This window comes from Streptomyces clavuligerus (genome assembly GCF_005519465.1).
Taxonomy (GTDB): Bacteria; Actinomycetota; Actinomycetes; order Streptomycetales; family Streptomycetaceae; genus Streptomyces; species Streptomyces clavuligerus.
Map to the genome: position 1 here is coordinate 4,909,641 of NZ_CP027858.1, position 20,528 is coordinate 4,930,168.

Here is a 20,528-nt window from a genome sequence, read left to right on the forward strand (position 1 = left end):
AGCCGTCCCGGGTGACTCGACCGTTCGGCCGCCCCGCCCGTTCCGCCGCCCCGTTCGGCCGCTCCGTTCCGGCACACGGACACCCCGGTGCGCGGGCGGCACCCCTCCTGGAACATGGTGCTCATGGCCCACGCTCCGTCAGATGCCCACGGTGGCCGGAAGGCACGCATACCCGGCTTGTCGCGCTCGGCCCGCAGACCGGGTCGGTCCTCCCCTCCCGCCCGTGTCTGGCCGGTGCTCCTCACCGCCTGCGCGGGCCATTTTCTTGTCGTCCTCGATGTCTCCGTCGTCAACGTGGCCCTTCCCGCGATGCGGGCGGACCTCGGACTCTCCCCGTCGGGGCTGCAATGGGTGGTCAACACCTTCTCGATCGCCTTCGCGGGTTTCATGCTCCTCGGCGGCCGGACCGCCGATCTCATCGGCCGGAGACGGGCCTTCTTCGTCGGACTCGCGCTCTTCACCGCCGCGTCGCTCGCCGCCGGGCTCGCCCAGGAGGGCTGGCAACTGCTGCTCGCGCGCACGGTCCAGGGGCTGGGCGCCGCGGTGCTCGGCCCGGCGACCCTCACCCTGGTGACCACCTCCGTGGCGCCGGGGCCCGCCCGCACCCGGGCGATCGGCACCTGGTCGGCGGTGGGCGCGGCGGGCGGCGCCGCGGGCGGCCTGGTCGGCGGGGTCCTCCTCGAACTCTCCTCCTGGCGCTGGGTGATGCTGATCAACGTTCCGGCCGGGGCGCTGCTGTTGCTCGCCGCGCTGCTCTGGATCACCGAGGGCGGCGAGTCCGGCGGACGCAGGCTGGATCTCCCCGGCGCCGTCCTCGTCACCTCCGGGCTCGCGCTCGTCGCGTACGGCGTCGTCCAGACCGAGGAGTCCGGCTGGGGTGCCCCCGCCACCCTGGCGCCGGTCCTCGGCGGGCTCGCCGCGCTGGCGCTCTTCGTCCTGGTCGAGGCGCGGACCCGGAACCCGCTCGTGCCGCTCGGGCTGTTCCGCTCCCGGGCCGTGGTCTCCGCCAATGTGACGATGGCGCTCTGCGGCTCGGCCTCGCTGCCCATGTGGTTCTTCGTGATGATGTACGCGCAGAACGCGCTCGGCTTCACCCCGCTGGAGGCGGGGCTCGCGCTGATCCCCAGCTCCGTCGCGGTCGTCGCGGGCTCCGCCCTCGCACCCGGGCTGATGGCGCGGGCCGGGTCGGGCACGGTCGCGGCGGGCGGACTGCTGCTCTCCGCGTGCGGCTACGCCTGGCAGTCGACGATGACCGAGGACGGAACGTTCCTGGGGACGATCCTCGGCCCCGGCATCCTGATGATGACCGGCGTCGGGCTCGCCGTGACCCCGCTGGCCGCCGTCGCCACGGAGGGCGCGGCCCCCGGCGAGTCGGGCCTCCTCACGGGTCTCATCACCACCGCCCGCACCATGGGCGGCGCCCTCGGCCTGGCCGCGCTCTCCACCGTCGCGGCTGCCCGCACCGGTGACAGCGGCCTCGCCTCCGAGATCGCGGCGGGCTACGCGCTCGCCTTCCGGATCGGCGCCTGTCTGATGCTGACCGCGGCGGTCCTGAGCCTCCTCTGGCTCCCGCGCCGGTCACGCCCCTGACACCTCCCCGGCGCTGTCCGCGGCCGGCCGGACCGGTGCGGGAGGAGGACCGGGGCCCGGGGCCCGGGCTGCCTTCCCGGCGTTCCGGCGTCCCGTCGCCCCGGCGGCACTCTGCGACGGGGCCCGGCGGGGGTTGCCGCGCGAGGGGGTGTGGTGCTGTGCGCGTGGCCGGGGGCGGGGTTCCGTGCGCGGTGGGCCGTGGCGGGGTGGGATCTTGTACGGGGGTCCGGCTGTCGTGGGGCCGGGTGCCGGGCGGCGCGGGCCGGGGGCTTCCCGGTGTCCCGGGCATGCGGTGGCTTGTGGTCCTGGCGGGGGTTGCCGCGCGAGGGGGTGTGGTGCTGTGCGTGCGGTCGGGGGTGGGGTTCCGTGCGCGGTGGGCCGTGGCGGTGAGGTGACCGTGTGCGGGCCGGGTCCTCCCCGGTGTCCCGGCTCCCGGGGCATGGTGTGGCTGCGGCGGGCCCGCCCAGCGAGGGCACGCGGTGCTGCCCACGCGACCGGGGCCGGGGCTCCGTGCGCGGGTCCGGCCGTCGCGCCGGTCGGGTGGCAGGCCGCGCGGGCCGGGGGGGCTTCCCGGGTGGGTCCGCGTCCCGCCCCCCGGGGAGCGGCGGCCCCCGGGGACCGTCAGAGCCAGCCGTGGTCGCGGGCCGTGCGGAACGCGTCCGCGGGGGTGCGGGCGGCCGTTCTCGCGACGGCCGCGGCCAGTACGGCGCGCACCTCCGGCTCCGGCAGGCCCAGGCCGACCGCGACGGCCGTCGCGGACCGTCCGTCCGCCGCCGCGGCGAGCACGTCCCGTTCCCGCGCCGACAGCGGACACGGAACGGCGTCCCGCGCGGCGGCGGCGAGCACCGGATCGATCACCGTCTCGCCGGTGAGGACCCTCCGTACCGCCACCGCAAGCTCCTCCACGGGGCCGTCCTTCACCAGCAGTCCCGCCGCCCCGGCCGCCAGCGCGCGGGGCAGATAGCCGGGCCGGGCGCTGCGTGTCAGCAGCACCACCCGGCACTCGGGCACCTCGTCCCGCAGCTCGGCGGCGGCGTCGAGACCGCCGCGCCCCGGCAGTTCGACGTCGAGCAGCGCGATGTCGGGCCGTACCTCCAACGCCGTACGGGCCACCTCGTCGCCCCGGCCCACCTGCGCCACCACCGAGAAACCGGCCGTCAGCTCCAGCCGTACCGCGAGCGCTCCCCGCAGGGCGCCGCCGTCCTCGGCGAGCAGCAGCCGGACGCCGGCTCCCGCGCGGTGGTCCCGGGGGATCTCCTCCACGCCGTCATCGTAGGTCCGGCCCGCCCCGGGGCCGGTGACGACATGTCGGGCGAACGGGTCGACCGCCGCCGGTGCGGGGCCGCCCCCGGTCCGGCGCCCGGCGGCGGGGTGCGGTCGGCGGCCTTCACAAGTGCTGACGGCTGCGTTATACATAGGCCCAGCCGAGCCTAGAACGCGTTCTAGAACGGGCGTCCGGGCCGGTCACGCGCGGCCTCGGCGCGGTCGACGGTGCGGACGGCCGCGCCGGGGTCCTCCCGTCCGCCGTTCGGCCTCGTCCGTCGGCCGTTCGGCTCCGTCCGTCCGGCGTCGTCCGCCGTCGGCCGGCCGGTCCCGTTCGTCCGCCGTCGGACCGATCGGCCGTCGGGGTGCGTGGCTGTCGGAGTGAACGGCTGCCGGAGCGGGTGGCCGCCGGAGCGAGCAAGGGAGCCGTCCACCGCCATGCCCATCGACCCCGTCAAGGCCCTCGCGGCACCCCCTCGCCGTACCGAGATCGGCTGGGAGCACAAGGACGTCCAGCTCTACCACCTCGGGATCGGCGCCGGAGTGCCCGCGGCCGACCCCGGTGAACTGCGTTACACCCTGGAGTCCCGGCTCCAGGTGCTGCCGAGCTTCGCCACCGTCGCTGGCGCGGGCAAGGACCTCATGGGCGGACTCGGTGCCCCCGGGATCGACGTCGACCTCGCCTCCGTCCTCCACGGCGGCCAGTCCGTCCGGGTGCACCGGCCCATCCCGCCCCGTGGCACCGCCGTCTCCACCTCGAAGACCGCCGCCGTCTACGACAAGGGCAAGGCGGCGGTCCTCGTCCTGCGCACCGAGGCCGCCGACGGCGACGGCCCGCTGTGGACGAGCGACTCCCAGATCTTCGTCCGGGGCGAGGGCGGCTTCGGCGGCGAACGCGGCCCCTCCGGCCGCGCCGAACCCCCCGCCGGGGACCCCGACAGGACCGTCGAGAAGCCCGTACGCGAGGACCAGGCGCTCCTCTACCGTCTCTCCGGCGACCTCAACCCGCTCCACGCCGACCCGGAGTTCGCCGCGCTCGCCGGGTTCGACCGGCCCATCCTGCACGGGCTCTGCTCGTACGGCATGACCCTCAAGGCCGTCGTCGACACCCTGCTGGACGGCGACGCCGCCCGGGTCCGCGCGTACAGTGCCCGGTTCTCCGGGGTGGTGTTCCCGGGCGAGACCCTGCGGATGCGGATGTGGGCCGGCGACGGGACGGTACGGGTGACGGTGGGCGCGGTCGAGCGCGACGGCGCCCCCGTGCTCTCGGACACGGTCGTCGAGCACGACTGAGCCGCCCGCCCCTGCCCCGTCCCGCACCCCTGCCCCGCACCCCCGCCCCGTCCCGCAGCCGCCCGTACCCGTACCCCGTACGTCCGCCTCCCGCAGGTCCGCAGAGCAACGCCGACAGCAGCGCCGACAGCAACGCCGAGAGGAGCCGCGCCGTGCGCGCAGCCGTACTGCACGAGACAGGCCGGAGCACACTCGAAGTCCACGACGACGTCGAGACCGTGGGATGTGGTCCGGGCAAGGTGAAGGTCCGCATCCGGGCCACCGGACTCTGTCACTCCGACATCTCCGCGATGAGCGGGGTGCTGCCGCAGCCCGCCCCCCTCGTCCCCGGCCACGAGGGCTCCGGCGAGATCGTCGACGTCGGCGACGGGGTGACGGCGGTGCGGCCGGGCGACCGCGTCCTCATCGGCTGGCTGCCCCCGTGCGGAACCTGCCCGAGCTGCCGCCGCGCCCAGCCCCACCTCTGTCTCTCCGGCCTCTACGGCGCGGGCACGCCCAACTTCCGGCGCCCCGGCGGCGACGTCTTCGGCTTCGCGGGCGTCGGCACGTTCACCGAGGAGGTCGTCATGAACGCGGCCTGCGCCGTGCCGATCCCCGACGACGTCCCGTTCGACGTCGCCGCGCTCATCGGCTGCGCGGTGACCACCGGCGTCGGCGCCGCCGTCAACACCGCCGCCGTCGCCGCCGGCTCCTCGGTCGCGGTCATCGGCTGCGGCGGTGTCGGCATCGCCGCGATCCAGGGCGCGCGCGTCCAGGGCGCTGCCACGATCGTCGCCGTCGACCCGGTCGCCTCCCGCCGGGAGGCCGCCCTCCGCTTCGGCGCCACGGAGGCCGTCGACCCCGACGCCGTCGGCGACGCCAAGAAGCGCCTCACCGGCGGCGAGGGCTTCGACTACGTCTTCGAGGTGGTCGGCAGGTCGGTCACCGCCCGGGCCGCCTACGAGGCCACCCGGCGCGGCGGCACGCTCTGCATCGTCGGCGCGGGCGCGATGGACGACTTCCTCCAGCTCAACATGTTCGAGCTGTTCTTCGACGAGAAGCGGATTCTGCCCTCCCTCTACGGCGGCGGCGACACCCGGGCCTCGTACGAACGGATCATCAGGCTGTGGCGGGCGGGCCGTCTCGACCTGGCGGGCATGATCACCCACCGGGTGCCGCTGTCCGGGGTCAACGAGGCACTGGAGCAGATGCGGACCGGGACCGCGCTGCGCACCTGCATCGAGATCTGACGACCGCGGCCGAGCCCCTGTCCACGACCACGACCACGATCCTGTTCGCAGCCGCAGCCGCAGCCGCAGCCGCAGCCGCAGCCGCAGCCGCAGCCGTTTCCGTGTCCGGGCCGCGGCGCTCCCCGCGGCGGGTTACCCGTATGGGTGTCCCCCGCTCCGGTAAACCCCGTTCCGCCGTATCCACCGAAGGGACTCCAGGACTCCGATGTCTCAGCCACTCGACGGACTCACCGCGGTCGTCACGGGCGCGGGCCGCGGTCTCGGCCGCGCCGAAGCGCTGGAACTGGCCCGTCTGGGCGCGCACGTCGTCGTCAACGACTACGGCAGGCCGGGCCGGGACGGTTCGGGCGAGTCCTCGTCGGCCCCGGCGGACGAGGTGGTCGCGGAGATCCGCGCCCGGGGCGGCTCGGCCCTCGCCCACCACGGCGATGTCGCGGACCACGAACAGGCCCGGGAGCTGATCGGTCTCGCCGTGGACACGTACGGACAGCTCGACATCCTGGTCAACAACGCGGGCATCCTCCGCGACCGGATGGTCTTCTCGATGAGCGAGAGCGAGTGGGACTCGGTGATCCGGGTCCATCTCAAGGGCCACTTCGCGACCACGCGGTTCGCGGCGGAGCACTGGCGCGAGCGTTCCAAGGCGGCGGGTGCCCCCGTCCACGGCCGGATCGTGAACACGTCGTCCGAGTCCTTTCTCGCCGGGTCGGCGGGGCAGCCCAACTACGCGGCGGCCAAGGGCGGCATCGTCGGACTCACCACCTCCACGGCGCACGCGCTCGCGAAGTACGGCGTGACGGTGAACGCGATCTGCCCCCGGGCGCGCACCCGGATGACCGAGGACGTCTTCGCCGGGTACGCGCCCCCGGCGGACGGCACGGTGGATCCGCTCTCCGCGGAGCATGTCGCCCCACTGGTGGGGTATCTGGCGTCTCCCGCGGCGGCGGGGGTCAGCGGACAGGTGCTGGTGGTGCACGGCGGCATGGTGGCGGTGGTGGAACGCCCCCGGATCTCGGCGAAGTTCGCGGCCGAGAAGGAGGTGTTCGGCCATGAGGAACTGGACGCGCTGCTGACGCCGTACTTCGCCGGACTGCCGCGCGGCGAGGGTTTCGCGGCGCTGGAGTTCCTGGGGCTGCGGCGGGACTGAGCGGCGCGCGCACGGGACGCCGGGCTGGAAGGGCGCCGGTCCGGAAAGGTGTCGGGCCGGGAGACGGCGGGTCCGGAAGGGCGCCGGTCCGGAAAGGCGTCGGGCCCGGAAAGGCGTCGGGCCCCCGGAGCCATGACGGCTCCGGGGGCCCTGACCCGGCTGTCCCGGTGTCCCGGTGTCCCGCGCTCCGGGTGCCCTGGGTGCCTCGGGTGTCAGACCGCCCTGTTCGCGGTACCCGGGCGGCGGTGTCTGCCGTGCGGTTCGCCCTGGGTCTCCTCCGCTGCCGCGGCGATTCCCCGGTGCTTGCCCGCGCCCTCCTCGATCATCTCCTCGTTCGGTCGGGCCTCAGTGGTTTCGGTCCGGCCTTCAGACATATGGAGCTTCCCCCGTCATGTGCGTGCGTGGTCGCTGCTGATCAGAAACACAGGCCGCAGAGTTTAACGAAGCCCCTGCCGCCCTACGAGGGGCGCCTGTTGCAGCGGTACCGGCTTGCGCGCGATGGGTGAACCGGGCACCGGCTGCGGCAGCGGGCCCGCCGCCGCGTAGGGAGCGGTCGCCGCGGCGTACGGACCGGGTGCGGTCGCGTAGGGACTCGTCGGCGGCACGGGGACCCCGGGGTCCATGGGGGTCAGGGGAGCCATCGAGGTCACGGGCCCCAGGGGGCCTCCGGTGTCCATGGCCACCATGGGCGGCAGGGGCACCCCCGGGTCCGGGGCCATGGGCGGTGGCACCGCCTCCCGGCGCTTGGTCATCGTCACCCCCCGGGACTGCGGCACACCCCCGGCGGGCCGCGTCACGGGCCGCGCGGGCGGCACCGCGGCCGGGATCTGCGCCTGAGGGGGCGCGGAAACCGCCGGAGCGGACCCGGGTACGAACATGTACCCGGGCACGGGCCCGGGTACGGGCATGGACCCGGGTCCGACCGGGGCGGGCACGGACACCGGCGGCGCCGGTACGGAGACCCCCGGTACCGGCACCGAAGGCGCCGGGGCCGGGTACCGCGCGGACGGGTACGGATACATGGCCGCCTCCCGGCGCAGGGCGGCCTCGCGGTGCGCGGCGGCCTCCCGGGCGAAGATGGCCGCCGCGTCCACGCGCGCCATCCCACACCCTTCCGCCCCCGTGGCGTACGGCAGCCGCAGCACCCCCTCACCGCTCCACAGCCCCGTCCCCGTCAGCCACCCCTGCGGCGCCGCCAACTGGTGCAGCCTGCGCCCCGAGGGCCGCCACACCCCGAGCCAGCTTCCCGCCGGGCCCTCGATCCGCAGGGCGACACCGGAACTCTCGGGCACCAGCGCCTGCCCCGGCTGCACCGCGAACGGCGTCACCGCGCACTGCGGCAGCCGCAGGCACTCGGGGAAGCGCACCGGGCGGTCGCTCCCCAGGACGCCCCACCCCACCCGCTCATGGCCCGCGGCGTCCGAGCGGATCAGCAGCAGACCGCTGTCGGGGTCCGCGAGCAGCAGCCGGTCCTGGCTGTCCGCCGTGATCTGGAGCAACGGGGTGGCCTCGCCGCCCCGGGCCAGGTCCACGGCGACCGTCTTCACCGGGCCGCCGTCGGCCTCCCGCCGGTCCAGCGCCAGCATCCGGCCCGTGCGGTCCAGCCAGACGCCGCCGGAGCAGTGGCCCGGTACCTCGGCCACCGGCTCGGGGCCGTACCCGCCCCCGGCCACCAGCCAGATCGTGCTGGTCCTCGGCCCGGGGACGACCACGTACGCCCGGGCCCCGTCCGGGGACGGCGGCAGCAGCAGGGCGGGCCAGGGGGTCTCGATCCCGCCGAGGGACAGCTCGCCCGTCCCCGGCCCGACGGGGTACACCAGCGAGAACATATGGCGGCCCGCCTCCCGGCGGCGGATCAGCACCCGGCCGTCGCCGAGCGGCAGTACGCCCGTGTTCCGCTCCTCGGGCCGGCCCAGCGGCAGCGGGACGGCGTAGGGCTCGGGCCCGCCCAGCGTCCACCGCTCCGCGAACAGCGCCTCGCCGTCCCCCGCGAGCCGTGCCGCGTAGGCGCCGTCGGCCGTCATGGCGATCCGGCCCTGGCCGCCGACGCCGATCGGGTCCGCCGCCATGGCCGTCGCCCGGCCCGGTGCGCTCCCGCGGCCGGGTCCGCTCGCCCCCGCACCCGCACCGTGCGGCGTGTGCGGCGTGTGGGATGTGTGGGGCGTGTGCGGGGCGGCGGTTCTGGCGGGCTCGCCGGACTCCCTCGATCCCCTGGTCTCAATAACACAGGCTGTCATCGGACAGTCACCTCCAGCCACGAAGCTAGATTTCGTACTTCCTGCCGAACAACACGGGACCAGCTCGTTCACACATAAGGGTTGTCATGGGGGGATTCACCGGAAAAAGGGAGCGACTTGTGATCCGTACGCGGCCGGTGCGACCGGTGAGGGGCCGGTCGTGGAGTCCGTGGAGCCCGTGGGGCGGCGGGCGCACCGGGCCGGAGCGGGCGCGCGGTGCGGGCCCCGCCCCGGAGGCCCAGACCGGGCGCGGCCCCCGGCGCGGGTAACCTGTTTCCGTGCCCCGTCTCTCCGAAGTCATCGCCGCCCTCGACGCCCTCTGGCCCCCTTCCCGGGCCGAGCAGTGGGACGCGGTCGGCACCGTCTGCGGCGACCCCGGCGCCGAGATCCGGCGGGTGCTGTTCGCCGTCGACCCCGTGCGGGAGATCGCCGACGAGGCGATCGAACTCGGCGCGCAGTTGATCGTCGCCCATCACCCGCTCTATCTGCGGGGGACGACCACGGTCGCCGCCGACCACTTCAAGGGCCGGGTCGTGCACGACCTGATCAAGAACGACATCGCCCTGCACGTCGCGCACACCAACGCCGACACCGCCGACCCCGGGGTCTCCGACGCCCTCGCGGGCGCGCTCGACCTGCGGGTCACGGGCCCGCTGGTGCCCGACCCGAGCGACCCGTCGGGCCGCCGGGGCCTCGGCCGCATCTGCGAGCTGGAGCACCCCGAGACCCTGGCCGCGTTCGCCGAGCGGGCCGCGCAGCGGCTGCCCGCGACCGCGCAGGGCATCCGGCTGGCCGGGGACCCCGACGCCGTCGTCCGCCGGGTCGCCGTGAGCGGCGGCTCCGGCGACAGCCTCTTCGACACCGTCCGGGCGGCGGGTGTGGACGCCTTCCTCACCGCCGACCTGCGCCACCACCCCGTCTCCGAGGCCACCCAGCAGTCACCGCTCGGTCTGGTCGACGCCGCGCACTGGGCCACCGAGTGGCCCTGGTGCGAGCTGGCCGCCGCCCAGCTCGACGAGATTTCCGACCGGCACGGCTGGAACCTCCGGGTCCATGTCTCGCACACGGTCACCGATCCCTGGTCATCCCGATTCTCTTCTCCTGGAGCCCCCAACTGAACGCCGCGCCCGCCGACCAGAACCGACTCCTCGAAGTCCAGGCCCTCGACCTGCGCCTCGCCCAGCTCGCCCACAAGCGCAAGTCGCTCCCCGAGCACGCCGAGATCGACTCCCTGACCAAGGACCTCACCCAGCTCCGCGATCTGCTCGTCGCCGCGCAGACCCAGGAGAGCGACACCGCCCGCGAGCAGACCAAGGCCGAGCAGGACGTGGACCAGGTGCGCCAGCGCGCCGTGCGTGACCAGCAGCGTCTCGACTCCGGCGCCATCACCTCGCCCAAGGACCTGGAGAGCCTCCAGCGCGAGATCGTCTCGCTGGCCAGGCGCCAGGGCGATCTGGAGGACGTCGTCCTCGATGTGATGGAGCGCCGCGAGGCCGCACAGGAGCGCGTCAACGAACTGACCGAGCGGGTATCCGCCGTTCAGGCCAAGGTTGACGACGCCACCGGCCGCCGGGACGCCGCCCAGCGGGAGCTGGACACCGAGTCCAGTGCCGTCACCCGTGACCGCGAGGCCCTCGCCGGGGCCGTCCCGGCCGATCTGCTCGCGCTCTACGAGAAGCTCCGCGTCCAGCAGGGCGGCGTGGGCGCGGCCCGCCTCTACCAGCGCCGCTGCGAGGGCTGCCGGCTCGAACTGAACATCACCGAGCTGAACGAGGTGCGCACCGCGTCCGCCGACGCCGTGCTGCGCTGCGAGAACTGCCGCCGGATTCTGGTCCGTACCGCCGAGTCCGGCCTCTGATGCGCAGCTTCGTCGTCGAGGCGGACGGCGGTTCCCGGGGCAACCCCGGGCCCGCGGGCTACGGCGCGGTGGTGATCGACGCGGCGAGCGGCGAGACGCTCGCCGAGACGGCGGAGTACATCGGCGTCGCGACGAACAACGTCGCCGAGTACAAGGGGCTGGTGGCCGGGTTGAAGGCCGCTCACGCCCTGGACCCGGACGCGATGGTCCGCGTCCGGATGGACTCCAAGCTGGTCGTGGAGCAGATGTCCGGCCGCTGGAAGATCAAGCACCCGGACATGAAGCCGCTCGCGGCCGAGGCCGGACGGGTCTTCCCCGCCGCGTCGGTCAGCTACGAGTGGATTCCGCGCGAGCGGAACAAGCACGCGGACCGGCTCGCCAACGAGGCGATGGACGCGGGCCGCCAGGGGCGGCAGTGGGAGCCCTCGCGCTCCGCCGCCGCGCTCGCGGCGCGCGACGCGGAAGCCGCCCGCGTGGTCGGCGACGCCGCGGCGGGCGCCGCGAAGGCCCGCGCGGCCCTCGCGGGTACCGGTCCCGGTACCGGCACCGGGACGCGCGCGGGCGCAGGTGTGTCCGCTGGGGCTGTCGGCGCCGGTCGGTCTGGCGATGCCGTCGGGTCTGGCGGGGCGGGCCGGACTGCCGGGTCCGTTGGGTTGCCCGGTGCGTCCGGTGCGTCCGGTGCGTCCGGTGTACCCGTTGGGAGTGCTGGGACCGCTGGGGCTGTCGAGTCCGCCGGGACTGCCGAGTTCGGTGGGTCCTTCGGGGCTGGTGGGGCTGGTGATCCCGCCGCTCCCGAGGCCGCGGCGGGGGACACCCCGGCGACCCGTACGGCCGCACCCCCGCAGGGCTGGGCCGCCCCCGCCGATCTGGGGACCCCCACGACCTTCGTCCTGCTGCGGCACGGCGAGACCGCCCTCACCCCCGAGAAACGCTTCTCCGGCAGCGGTGGCTCCGCCGACCCCGAACTCTCGCCCGCGGGCCGCCGCCAGGCCGAGGCCGTGGCCTCGGCCCTCGCGGCGCGCGGCACCGTCCAGGAGATCGTCAGCTCCCCGCTGCGCCGCTGCCGCCAGACGGCGGAGGCCGTGGCCGCCCGGCTGGGGCTGGACGTCCGGATCGAGGACGGCCTGCGGGAGACCGACTTCGGCGCCTGGGAGGGTCTGACCTTCGCGGAGGTCCAGGAACGCTACGCCGACGACCTCGCCGCATGGCTGACCTCCCCGAAGGCCGCCCCGACCGGCGGCGGCGAAAGCTTCGCCACGGTCGCCCGCCGGGTCTCGGCCGCCCGTGACCGGCTGCTCGCCGCCTCACCGGGCCGCACCGTCCTGCTGGTCACCCATGTGACCCCGATCAAGACCCTGGTCCGCCTCGCCCTCGGCGCCCCGCCCGAGTCCCTCTTCCGCATGGAACTCGCCGCGGCCTCGGTCTCCGCCGTCGCCTACTACGGCGACGGCAACACCTCGGTCCGTCTCTTCAACGACACCTCCCACCTCCGCGCCTGACGCCCCTTGCCCCCGGCGGTCGGCGGTCGGCGAATTCCAGGGGTCGTGGCAACACAGTGATCGACTGGCTGTCGCCAGGGGCTTGGCGAGACGCTCGGCTGGGTTTCCCGGTCGAGCGTTTTGCGTGGGCGGCCGTTGAGTTCGGCTGCGACGGCGGCCAGGTCCTCGGGCGCGTGGACCGCCAGGTCGGTGCCCTTGGGGAAGTACTGCCGGAGCAGTCCGTCGGTGTTCTCGGTTCGAGCCGCGCTGCCAGGGGCTGGCCGGGTCGCAGAAATAGACGGGATCTCGAAGTCCATCGCATCCCCTGAGCTGGGGTGTTGCGACGACCACTGGAGCGCGGGGTCCCGCCGGGGGCGAGGGCAAGCGTCCGCGGACACGCGGGTCAGGCGCGGAGCGACGCGGCCTCCGCCGCCAGGGTGCGGACCCGGTCCCAGTTCTTCGCCGCGAGGGCGTCCGCCGGGAGCATCCAGGTGCCGCCGACGCAGCCCACGTTCGGCAGGGCCAGATACGCGGGGGCCGAGGCGAGCGAGATGCCGCCGGTCGGGCAGAAACGGGCCTGGGGGAGGGGCCCCGCGAGGGACTTCAGATAGGCGGTGCCGCCCGCCGCCTCCGCCGGGAAGAACTTCATCTCCTCCACCCCGCGCTCCAGCAGCGCCACCACCTCCGAGGTGGTGGAGACACCGGGCAGGAACGGGACGCCGGTCCCCCGCATCGCCCCGAGTAGCCGCTCCGTCCACCCGGGGCTCACCAGGAAGCGCGCCCCCGCGCTCACCGCCGCCTCCGCGTGCTCCGCCGCGACGACCGTGCCCGCGCCGACGACCGCCTCCGGCACCTCGGTGGCGATGGCCCGGATCGCGTCCAGCGCCGCCGGGGTCCGCAGCGTCACCTCGATCGCGGTCAGCCCGCCCGCGACCAGGGCCCGGGCGAGCGGTACGGCGTCGTCGGCGTCCTTGATGACGACGACGGGGACGACGGGCGCGAGATCAAGAACGGAGGTCATGCGCTCATCCTGCCGTGCCCCCACATCCTCCGCAACGACCGTTGCGCCCCCTGCAACACGCTCGACGACGCACCCCGCGACGCACCCCGGGCGACCCCCGCCGACCGACTGCCTCGACGACCGGGCGGCCCGGGGCACCCGGTCGGTGTCGTCGCCCTTCCGTCTGCCGCCGCGCCCGGCCGCGGCACTCCCCGTGGGCCCGGCGGCCCGGGTGGTACGACCACCCGGCGTTGTCGTCGGCCGCCGGCATCCACCGGGAGGACCCGGCGCGGCGAGGGGAGTGTCCCCACTGCGGGGACTCCCTCCTCCACCGCGCGACGCCCCTCGCAAGGGGGAGGCACCCCGCCGGACCCGCCCTCCGGGTGGCCCGGAGCCCCTCGATCGGGAGCGTCCACCCCGGGCCCTGGTCCGTGGGCCCCGACCGGTGGGTCCGGGCCCACCGGTCGGGCACCGCCGGAACGGCCGCGCGGCGCGCCCGACGCGGTCGCCTACCGGGCGTCGCCGGCGGCCCGGCTCCCGTCAGTGGATCTCCTTCACCACCACATCCAGCGCCCACGGCTGCCCGGCCCGCGCCGGTGCCTCCGCCTCCACGACATGGCCCAGATCCCGCAGCGCCCCGACCAGTTCGGCGGGGCGCCGGGGCCGGGCACCGGAGACCAGCAGATCCCGGACGATCCGGCCCTTGGTCGCCTTGTTGAAGTGGCTGACGACCGAGCGCTTCTCCACCCCGTCGACGATCTGTGCGTGCAGCACCCGCACGGTCGCCGTCCGTCCCGCCAGCTCCCCCTTCGGCTTCCACGCCGCCGCATACGCGGACGACCGCAGATCCAGCACCAGCCCGCTGCCCGCCGCCTCCGGCAGGGCCGCGGCCATCGGCGCCCGCCAGTGCGCCCCGAGCGCGCCGAGACCGGGCAGCTTCACCCCCATCGAGCAGCGGTACGACGGAATCCGGTCACCGATGCGCACCGCGCCCCACAGCCCCGAGAACACCAGCAGCGAGGCGCGCGCCCGCCGCCGGGCGCCGGGCTCCAGGGTGGCGAGGCCGAGGGCGTCGTAGAGCACCCCCGTGTAGATGTCACCGGCGGGGCGGGCCCCCGCCGTCCGCAGCCCGGCGTTCTTCGCAATCTCGCCGCTCAGCCCTTCGCTCAGCCCGAGCACCGTCCGCGCCTTCTCCGTGTCGGCGGCGCACAGCTCCACCAGCTCGTCCAGCACCGCCGCCCGTGCCTTCGCCAGCGCGGGCAGCGACAGCGACTCCGGCTTCAGCGGGGCCCCCCGCCCCGACGCGGCCTTGCCCTCGGACGGCGGCAACAGTACGAGCACGGACTCTCCTCATGGCGGGCGCCCGGCGCCGGGGGAGGTGGGGCGCGGGCGGGGAACGGGGCGACGGTTTCTCCGCCCGTACGCTTCCGGTACGTGCGGTTCCGTCCCGCGCCAGGGTACGCGGCCCACCCCGGTCGCGGCCCCGCCCCGCTTCTGCCCTGCCCGTGCCGTGTCCCTGCCCCGCGCCACGGCGCGCGGTGACGGGCGCCCCCGCGGCCACCCGTGCGGGTGAACCGCGCACATCACGTCCGGAACGGATGGCTCCACCCCCTTTCCCCCGGCCACAGCGCGGAGATGCCCTCCCGCCAGAGATCCCGGGGCACCGCCCTCCCCACCCCGTCCGGAGCCCCGGAGTGCCCGGCACCCCCGCCGGACCTACGCTCGGTGCCATGCCCCGCCGCCCGATCCGCACCACCGGCGCAGCCGAGGCCCCGCTGACCGCGGCCCTGCGGGCCCTGCGGTCGGACCTCCAGGTGCCCGGTGGCTTCCCGGACGCCGTGCTCGCCGAGGCCACCGCGGCGGCGGACCACCCGCGCCTCCCGGAGACGGACGTCACCGACCTCCCCTTCTTCACCGTCGACCCGCCCGAGTCCACCGACCTCGACCAGGCCATGCACCTCGCCCGCCACGACTCCGGCTACCGCGTCCACTACGCCATCGCCGACATCGCCGCCTTCGTCACCCCCGGCGGCGCCGTCGACACCGAGGCCCACCGCCGGGTCCAGACCCTCTACTTCCCCGACACCACCGTCCCCCTGCATCCGCCCGTCCTCTCCGAGAACGCCGCGAGCCTCCTCCCCGGCCGCACCGTCCCCGCTCTCCTGTGGCGCATCGACCTCGACGCCGAGGGACGCACCGTCGCCGCCGATGTACGCCGCGCCCTCGTCCGCAGCAGGGCCCGGCTCGACTACGAGACCGCCCAGGGGCTCATCGACACCAGCACCGCCGAAAAGCCGCTGGCCCTGCTCCGCACCGTCGGACTGCTCCGCCAGGCCCTGGAGCGGGAGCGCGGCGGGATCTCCCTCCAGGTCCCCGAACAGGAGATCGTCGAGGAGGACGGCGGCTACCGCCCCGCCTACCGCGCGCTCCGGCCCGTCGACGGCTGGAACGCCCAGATCTCCCTGCTCACCGGGATGACCGCCGCCGAAATCATGACGGCCACCGGAACCGGCATCCTGCGCACCCTGCCGCTCGCCCCCGACGGCGCCGTGACCCGGCTGCGCCACGCCGCGAAAGCCCTCCGTATCAACTGGCCCCACCATGTCGCCTACGCGGACGTCGTCCGCTCCCTCAACCCGCGGGACCCCCGCCACGCCGCCTTTCTCCAGGAGTGCACCGGACTGCTGCGGGGCGCGGGCTACACCGTCTTCACCGGCGGCCGTATCCCCACCCCCTCCGTCCACGCGGCGGTGGCGGCGGAGTACACCCACTGCACCGCGCCGCTGCGCCGCCTCGTCGACCGCTACGCCTCCGAGCTGTGCGTCGTCGCCTGCGCCGGAGCGGGTATCCCCGAGTGGGTCCTCGCCGCGCTCGACGACCTCCCGGAGGAGATGGCGGGCGGCGCCCGCCGGGCGAACGCCGTCGAGCGCGCCTGCGTCGACCTCGTCGAGACGGCCGTGCTCCAGGACCGGGTCGGCGAACTCTTCGACGCCTGCGTCATCGACGTCCACGAGCGCGACCCCGCCGCCGGGACCGTCCATCTGGAGGACCCCGCCGTGGTCGGCGCGGTCGAGAGCGACCGCCCCCTGCCGTTGGGGGAGCGCGTCCGGGTCCGTCTCACCCGGGCGGGCCCGGTGGAACCGGCGGACCCGCAGCAGGCGAAGGTCCTCTTCACCACCGTCTGAGACCCGTTCGCAACCGTCTGAGCCCAGCCCGGCCCCGCGCACCCCCACCCGTGGACTCATCCTTTCCGAGCCCCGCCCGGCCCCGCGCCCGCCCGTGGACTCATCCCTTCCGCGCCCGGGCCGGCCCGACGGCCGCCACCAGCGCCGCAGGGTCGTCCGCGTGGAATCGGACCGTGGTCGCCGTGCCGCGTCTCCCCAGCGGCCGTATGTAGGGGACCGGCGCGGCCAGCTCCACCGTCACCGTCGTCTGCCCGCCGACGATCAGCTCTAGCGAGCCGTCCTCCCGCGGCTGTATCAGCTTCCCCTCGGGATACCGCCGGTCCACCCGTATCTCCCGGACCTCCTCCGCCGACAGCCGCAGATCGAACAGCGCGCCGTACCGGATGCGCAGCCCCCCGTCGGCCTCGGCCACATGCGGCCGTACGACACAGGCCGCGTGCAGCCCGACCATCATCACCACCCCGTACACATGGACGACCACCAGCAATCGATGGACGAACGGCCAGGGGACGAGCACGGCGAACACCACCCCCTCGACCACCGACACCGCGATGAGGCCCCACACCATCGCCGTCTGCGGACCGGTGTACGCCGCCGGGTGCGCCCCCGGCCCGACGCCGTGCCGCCGCCGGGCCACCCAGAGCCCCAGACTGCGCAGGGCCCGCAGCTCATGGACGAGCAGCCGCCGCGCCCCCCGCCTCACAACGACCCCCGCGCACGCTCCGCCAGAAGTTGCACCATCCGCCGGACCACCATCGCCTGTGCGGGAGCGAAGTCCGCGAGGAACGCCTCCCCGACACTTTCGCCGAAGAACTCGGCGAAGCTCTCGCCGAGCCCCTGGGCCCGCTCCTTTCCCTTCCCCCTCTCCTCCCTCTCCTCTTCTTCCTCTCCCTCCTCCCCTTCCTCTGGTGGCTCCCGGCCGCTCTCGGCCAGCAGCCGCAGCATCTCGTCCGGCATCGCGTCCGCCAGCTCCCGCGCCAGCCACTCGATCCGCGGATCGCCCGTCCCGGCGTCCGCGAGCGCGTCCAGCCTCCGGTACAGGGCCTCCACCCGGGCCGCTGTCCCGGGGTCGTCGGCGAGGGGCTGCAACCCCGCGAAGATCCGCGTCCGCTCCTCCTCCGGCAGCAGTGCGTCGAACAGGACCAGATGGGCGCGGTCCTTGGCCGCGATCGGCGACTCCGTCGGCCCGAGCGCTCTGAGCAGCCCCGCCAGCTCCTCCGACACCGGCCCCTCGACGGGCAGCAACCCCGCCCGGGCCTGCTCCAACAGCACCGCCAGCCGCTCCCGCCCGACGGCGATCGCCGTCTGCTGCCGCTCCAGATCCGCGTCCAGCTCCTCCAACACCTCCACCAGCTCCCGCCCGGACTCGTCCGCCAGGACGTCCCGCACCTCCGCGAGCCCGAGCCCCAACGCGGTCAGCCTGCGGATCCGGGCCAGTGTCATGGCATGCCGCAGCCCGTAGTCCCGATAGCCGTTGGCCAGGCGGACGGGCTCGGGCAGCAGCCCGAGACGGTGGTAATGGCGTACGGTCCGGGGCGTCACCCCGGCCAGCTCCGCGAGCTCTCCGATCCTCATGAGTCCAGTGGAAACCATGACGTCGCGACAAGGTCAACGTCTCATCCGTCCCGGCCCGCCAGGTACCATGGTCGACACGGCAGACGAGCCGGGCGGACGGCCGCGTGGGGATCCCTGTGATCCTCCCGAGGAACGTCCGGGCTCCACAGGGCAGGGTGGTGGGTAACGCCCACCCGGGGTGACCCGCGGGACAGTGCCACAGAGAACAGACCGCCGGGGACCTCGGTCCTCGGTAAGGGTGAAACGGTGGTGTAAGAGACCACCAGTGCCCAGGGTGACCTGGGCAGCTAGGTAAACCCCACCCGGAGCAAGGTCAAGAGGGGCCGCGCGAGCGGCCCTGCGCGAACGTTCGAGGGCTGCCCGCCCGAGTTCGCGGGTAGACCGCACGAGGCCGGTGGCAACACCGGTCCTAGATGGATGGCCGTCACCCCGACGACCGCGAGGTCCCGGGGTACAGAACCCGGCGTATGTCCCGGCTCGTCTGCCCCTCAAGGGCCTTTGACCAGCGAAATCGCAGGTCAAAGGCTTTTTTCTGGTTTATGGACCAAGTCGCGCCGCCACTGCGCCGGGGCGGCTGGGAAAACAGCGGACGGAAGCGGCGATCACCGGCCCGGCCAGCAGCCCGATCACGGTGGCCATGAGCGCCACCCCGGTCCCGTCCCCACGCCCGGAACTCCCCGCCGCCCGCCCGCGTTCCCTCAGCAGTCCACGTCTGCCCGGTGCCCCGCTCGACGTCGTCCGGTGCCCCGCTCGAACAGAGGGCGTCCCCTCCGTGAACCGTTTTCCGGATGGCTCCGTAAGCCGGGTGCGGCGGACGCCCGCATGACGGGGACGTACGCAGGAAGGGACGGAATGTACGCATGATGAGCCATACGGTCGGCACGGCGGCAGCCGCCGCGCCCCGGCATTTCACGATGGACTTACCGGACGCCTGGTGGACATTCGACCTCGACCCGGGAACGCGGGACGCGTCGGTCCGCCGGTATGTGGAGGAGCAGGCACGTGGGCGGCCCGTCGGCCGTGCGCTGCTCGACCGGGTGGTCCGGATGGCACACGGAGCCGTGCGGGACGCCGCCGCGCGCCGGGCGCTGCGGGCGGCGGGGCTCGTGATGTTCCTCCCCGAGGGGTCCCTCCTCTTCGCGACCACCGTGGTGACCCGGGTCGCGCCCCCGGCGGACCCCTCGGCGGACCTCGCCGAGCTGCTGCTGCCGGTACTGCGGCGGAACGAGCACGACGGTGCGCACGAGGACCCCGGGGCGGACCGCCGCGTGACCCGTATCGCGACCCCCGTCCTCCCGGGGCTGGGGCCCGTCGGCAGGGTCATCGGCATCGAGGACGTCCAGCTCGGCTGCCCGGACGCCGACTGCGGCCTCGGTGAATCCATCCCCATGGCGCTGATGCACACGGTGGTGCCCGTACCGCACAGCCGGGAGTTCCTGGTGATCTCCAGCGCCACACCCAATCTGAGCCTGACGGAGGAGTTCCACGAACTCTTCGCGGCCATCGGCGGCTCCCTCCGGTTCGTCCCCGACCCATGGCGCGGTCAGGACGACGGCACCGGTGCGGACGCCACCGAATCCGGAGGAACCGACCGTGTGTGACGGTTCGGGCACCGCTCAGACGGCTGTCAGCCCACGGTTCGTCAGCCCCGCGCGCAGCGCCCGGATCGCATAGTGCGTCCGCGACTTGACCGTCCCCGGCGGCACCCCGAGGGCCAGCGCCGTCTGCCGGACGCTGCGCCCCAGGTAGTACACGTGGAGCAGCACCTCCTGCTGATAGGGCGCGAGGTCCCGCAGGGCGTCGACCACCACATGCGAGGTGAGCGTGTGATCGACCCCGTCGGACACGGGCAGGCCCGCGAGCGGCGGAGCGCCCTCCTCCGGCGGGCGTGCGCGGCGCACCCGATGGTCGTCGATCACCAGATTGCGGATGACGGTGAACAGCCAGGGCCGCAGGGTCACGGTCGTGGGGTCCAGCTCGCCCGCGTGCTGCCAGGCGCGGAGGGCGGCCTCCTGGAAGACGTCCTCGGCCCGGTGCCAGTCGCCGCCGAGGAGCCGGGCCGCGAAGCGCAGCATGACCGAGCCGTGATGGGCGTAGAGGGCGCGCAGAAACTCCTCGCCGGGCGGACGCAGAAACTCCGCGCCGGACGGACGCGGCGACTCCGCCCTGGATGGACGCGGCGACTCCGCGCTGGGCGGACGTGGCGACTCCGCCCCGGACGAGTGCGCGAAATCCACGCCGGGCGGACGCGGGAACTCCTCGACAGGTGGCATGGGCTCGCCTCCGGTGCCGCCGTTCGGTACTTCTGTTGAACTGTGTACCGCCTGAGCCGCCGCCCGACCGGGCCCGTCGCCGCACGCAAGACGACCGAGTCCGTCCGGGCCCCCGGGCCCGTTCCCGGAGCCCACCGTGCCCCGGACGGGCCACACCGGACGGTCCGCTTCCCCGTCACCGCCCCATATGGCGCCCGTTTGATGCCCGTTCCGGTCGGAACGGGCCCGCACCCACCCCCGCCGCCCGGCCCCGGCGGCCGAATCCCGCGTGTCCCCGACCCGATGGGCAAAGCGGGGCCCGTTTTCCCCGCAAACAGGCATCCATCACTCCCGCACCCCCCTCAACTGCCCTCTGACCTGGGATGTCGCCACACCGCCCCGGGCAGAGTCGGGCGTCATA

The 20,528-nt window shown here is 74.6% G+C and carries 17 protein-coding genes, 1 other RNA gene and 1 pseudogene; 10 read left to right on the plus strand and 9 right to left on the minus strand.

Annotated elements, in window-relative coordinates; genetic code table 11:
* Window positions 1–114 precede the first annotated feature (114 nt).
* Window positions 115–1,590, plus strand: a complete 1,476-nt coding sequence (locus CRV15_RS20675) for an MFS transporter (protein WP_003960322.1) — start codon at window positions 115–117, stop codon at window positions 1,588–1,590.
* Between the two features lie 621 nt (window positions 1,591–2,211).
* On the opposite strand, the gene CRV15_RS20680 is transcribed toward CRV15_RS20675, so the two are convergent.
* Window positions 2,212–2,853, minus strand: coding sequence for a response regulator (locus tag CRV15_RS20680; protein ID WP_003957267.1), 642 nt, complete (start codon window positions 2,851–2,853; stop codon window positions 2,212–2,214).
* A gap of 438 nt (window positions 2,854–3,291) precedes the next feature.
* Between CRV15_RS20680 and CRV15_RS20685 the strand changes: the two genes are divergently transcribed.
* From CRV15_RS20685 to CRV15_RS20695, 3 genes are all read left to right on the plus strand, one after another.
* A complete protein-coding gene (locus CRV15_RS20685; protein ID WP_009996055.1) occupies window positions 3,292–4,146 on the plus strand; it encodes a MaoC/PaaZ C-terminal domain-containing protein in 855 nt (284 codons plus the stop codon).
* 152 nt (window positions 4,147–4,298) lie between these two features.
* Entirely contained in the window at window positions 4,299–5,375 is a 1,077-nt protein-coding gene (locus CRV15_RS20690; protein WP_003960319.1) for a Zn-dependent alcohol dehydrogenase, read from the plus strand.
* Between the two features lie 205 nt (window positions 5,376–5,580).
* The gene (locus CRV15_RS20695) at window positions 5,581–6,522 is read left to right on the plus strand and encodes a 3-oxoacyl-ACP reductase (protein WP_003957264.1); all 942 of its coding nucleotides are present in this window, start codon (window positions 5,581–5,583) and stop codon (window positions 6,520–6,522) included.
* Window positions 6,523–6,734: 212 nt separating this feature from the next.
* On the opposite strand, the gene CRV15_RS35995 is transcribed toward CRV15_RS20695, so the two are convergent.
* Together CRV15_RS35995 and CRV15_RS37905 are read right to left on the minus strand one after the other, a co-directional pair.
* Window positions 6,735–6,896, minus strand: a complete 162-nt coding sequence (locus CRV15_RS35995) for a hypothetical protein (RefSeq protein ID WP_162925196.1) — start codon at window positions 6,894–6,896, stop codon at window positions 6,735–6,737.
* Window positions 6,897–6,959: 63 nt separating this feature from the next.
* On the minus strand, window positions 6,960–8,591 hold the full coding sequence (locus CRV15_RS37905; RefSeq protein ID WP_009996053.1) for a hypothetical protein: 1,632 nt from the start codon (window positions 8,589–8,591) through the stop codon (window positions 6,960–6,962).
* A 446-nt stretch (window positions 8,592–9,037) separates the two neighbouring features.
* On the opposite strand from CRV15_RS37905, the gene CRV15_RS20705 reads away from it, so the two are divergent.
* Genes CRV15_RS20705 through CRV15_RS20715 form a run of 3 tightly spaced genes read left to right on the plus strand, consistent with a single transcriptional unit; the run spans window position 9,038 to window position 12,116 of the window.
* Window positions 9,038–9,877, plus strand: coding sequence for a Nif3-like dinuclear metal center hexameric protein (locus tag CRV15_RS20705; protein WP_003960317.1), 840 nt, complete (start codon window positions 9,038–9,040; stop codon window positions 9,875–9,877).
* Window positions 9,874–10,617: a zinc ribbon domain-containing protein gene (locus CRV15_RS20710; protein ID WP_003960316.1), complete on the plus strand. Its 744-nt coding sequence runs from the start codon at window positions 9,874–9,876 to the stop codon at window positions 10,615–10,617. Before CRV15_RS20705 ends, CRV15_RS20710 begins: the two co-directional genes overlap by 4 nt.
* On the plus strand, window positions 10,617–12,116 hold the full coding sequence (locus CRV15_RS20715) for a bifunctional RNase H/acid phosphatase (RefSeq protein ID WP_003960315.1): 1,500 nt from the start codon (window positions 10,617–10,619) through the stop codon (window positions 12,114–12,116). The genes CRV15_RS20710 and CRV15_RS20715 overlap by 1 nt, the downstream gene beginning before the upstream one ends.
* Window positions 12,117–12,185: 69 nt before the next feature.
* Here CRV15_RS20715 and CRV15_RS20720 read toward each other — a convergent pair.
* The 3 genes and pseudogenes from CRV15_RS20720 to yaaA form a co-directional block, all read right to left on the minus strand.
* A pseudogene (locus CRV15_RS20720) lies at window positions 12,186–12,398 on the minus strand (IS30 family transposase); the annotation flags it as partial.
* Between the two features lie 100 nt (window positions 12,399–12,498).
* Entirely contained in the window at window positions 12,499–13,116 is a 618-nt protein-coding gene (gene eda, locus CRV15_RS20725; protein WP_003960313.1) for a bifunctional 4-hydroxy-2-oxoglutarate aldolase/2-dehydro-3-deoxy-phosphogluconate aldolase, read from the minus strand.
* 519 nt (window positions 13,117–13,635) lie between these two features.
* The gene (yaaA, locus tag CRV15_RS20730) at window positions 13,636–14,436 is read right to left on the minus strand and encodes a peroxide stress protein YaaA (RefSeq protein ID WP_003957258.1); all 801 of its coding nucleotides are present in this window, start codon (window positions 14,434–14,436) and stop codon (window positions 13,636–13,638) included.
* Between the two features lie 389 nt (window positions 14,437–14,825).
* Here yaaA and CRV15_RS20735 point away from each other — a divergent pair, with 389 nt between their 5' ends.
* Window positions 14,826–16,280, plus strand: a complete 1,455-nt coding sequence (locus CRV15_RS20735) for an RNB domain-containing ribonuclease (protein ID WP_009996049.1) — start codon at window positions 14,826–14,828, stop codon at window positions 16,278–16,280.
* A 100-nt stretch (window positions 16,281–16,380) separates the two neighbouring features.
* Here CRV15_RS20735 and CRV15_RS20740 read toward each other — a convergent pair whose 3' ends face one another.
* The gene (locus CRV15_RS20740; RefSeq protein ID WP_003957256.1) at window positions 16,381–16,983 is read right to left on the minus strand and encodes a hypothetical protein; all 603 of its coding nucleotides are present in this window, start codon (window positions 16,981–16,983) and stop codon (window positions 16,381–16,383) included.
* Window positions 16,980–17,855 carry a MerR family transcriptional regulator gene (locus CRV15_RS20745; protein ID WP_003957255.1) on the minus strand — a complete coding sequence of 292 codons (876 nt, stop codon included), beginning with the start codon at window positions 17,853–17,855 and terminating at the stop codon, window positions 16,980–16,982. The genes CRV15_RS20740 and CRV15_RS20745 overlap by 4 nt, the downstream gene beginning before the upstream one ends.
* 84 nt (window positions 17,856–17,939) lie before the next feature.
* Here CRV15_RS20745 and rnpB point away from each other — a divergent pair.
* Both rnpB and CRV15_RS20755 read left to right on the plus strand, forming a co-directional pair.
* Window positions 17,940–18,339, plus strand: an RNA gene (rnpB, locus tag CRV15_RS20750) — RNase P RNA component class A.
* Window positions 18,340–18,715: 376 nt separating this feature from the next.
* Window positions 18,716–19,456, plus strand: coding sequence for a hypothetical protein (locus CRV15_RS20755; protein ID WP_003957254.1), 741 nt, complete (start codon window positions 18,716–18,718; stop codon window positions 19,454–19,456).
* A gap of 15 nt (window positions 19,457–19,471) precedes the next feature.
* Here the strand turns inward: CRV15_RS20755 and CRV15_RS20760 are convergent, their stop codons facing one another.
* On the minus strand, window positions 19,472–20,128 hold the full coding sequence (locus CRV15_RS20760; protein ID WP_003960309.1) for a sigma-70 family RNA polymerase sigma factor: 657 nt from the start codon (window positions 20,126–20,128) through the stop codon (window positions 19,472–19,474).
* Window positions 20,129–20,528: the final 400 nt, after the last annotated feature.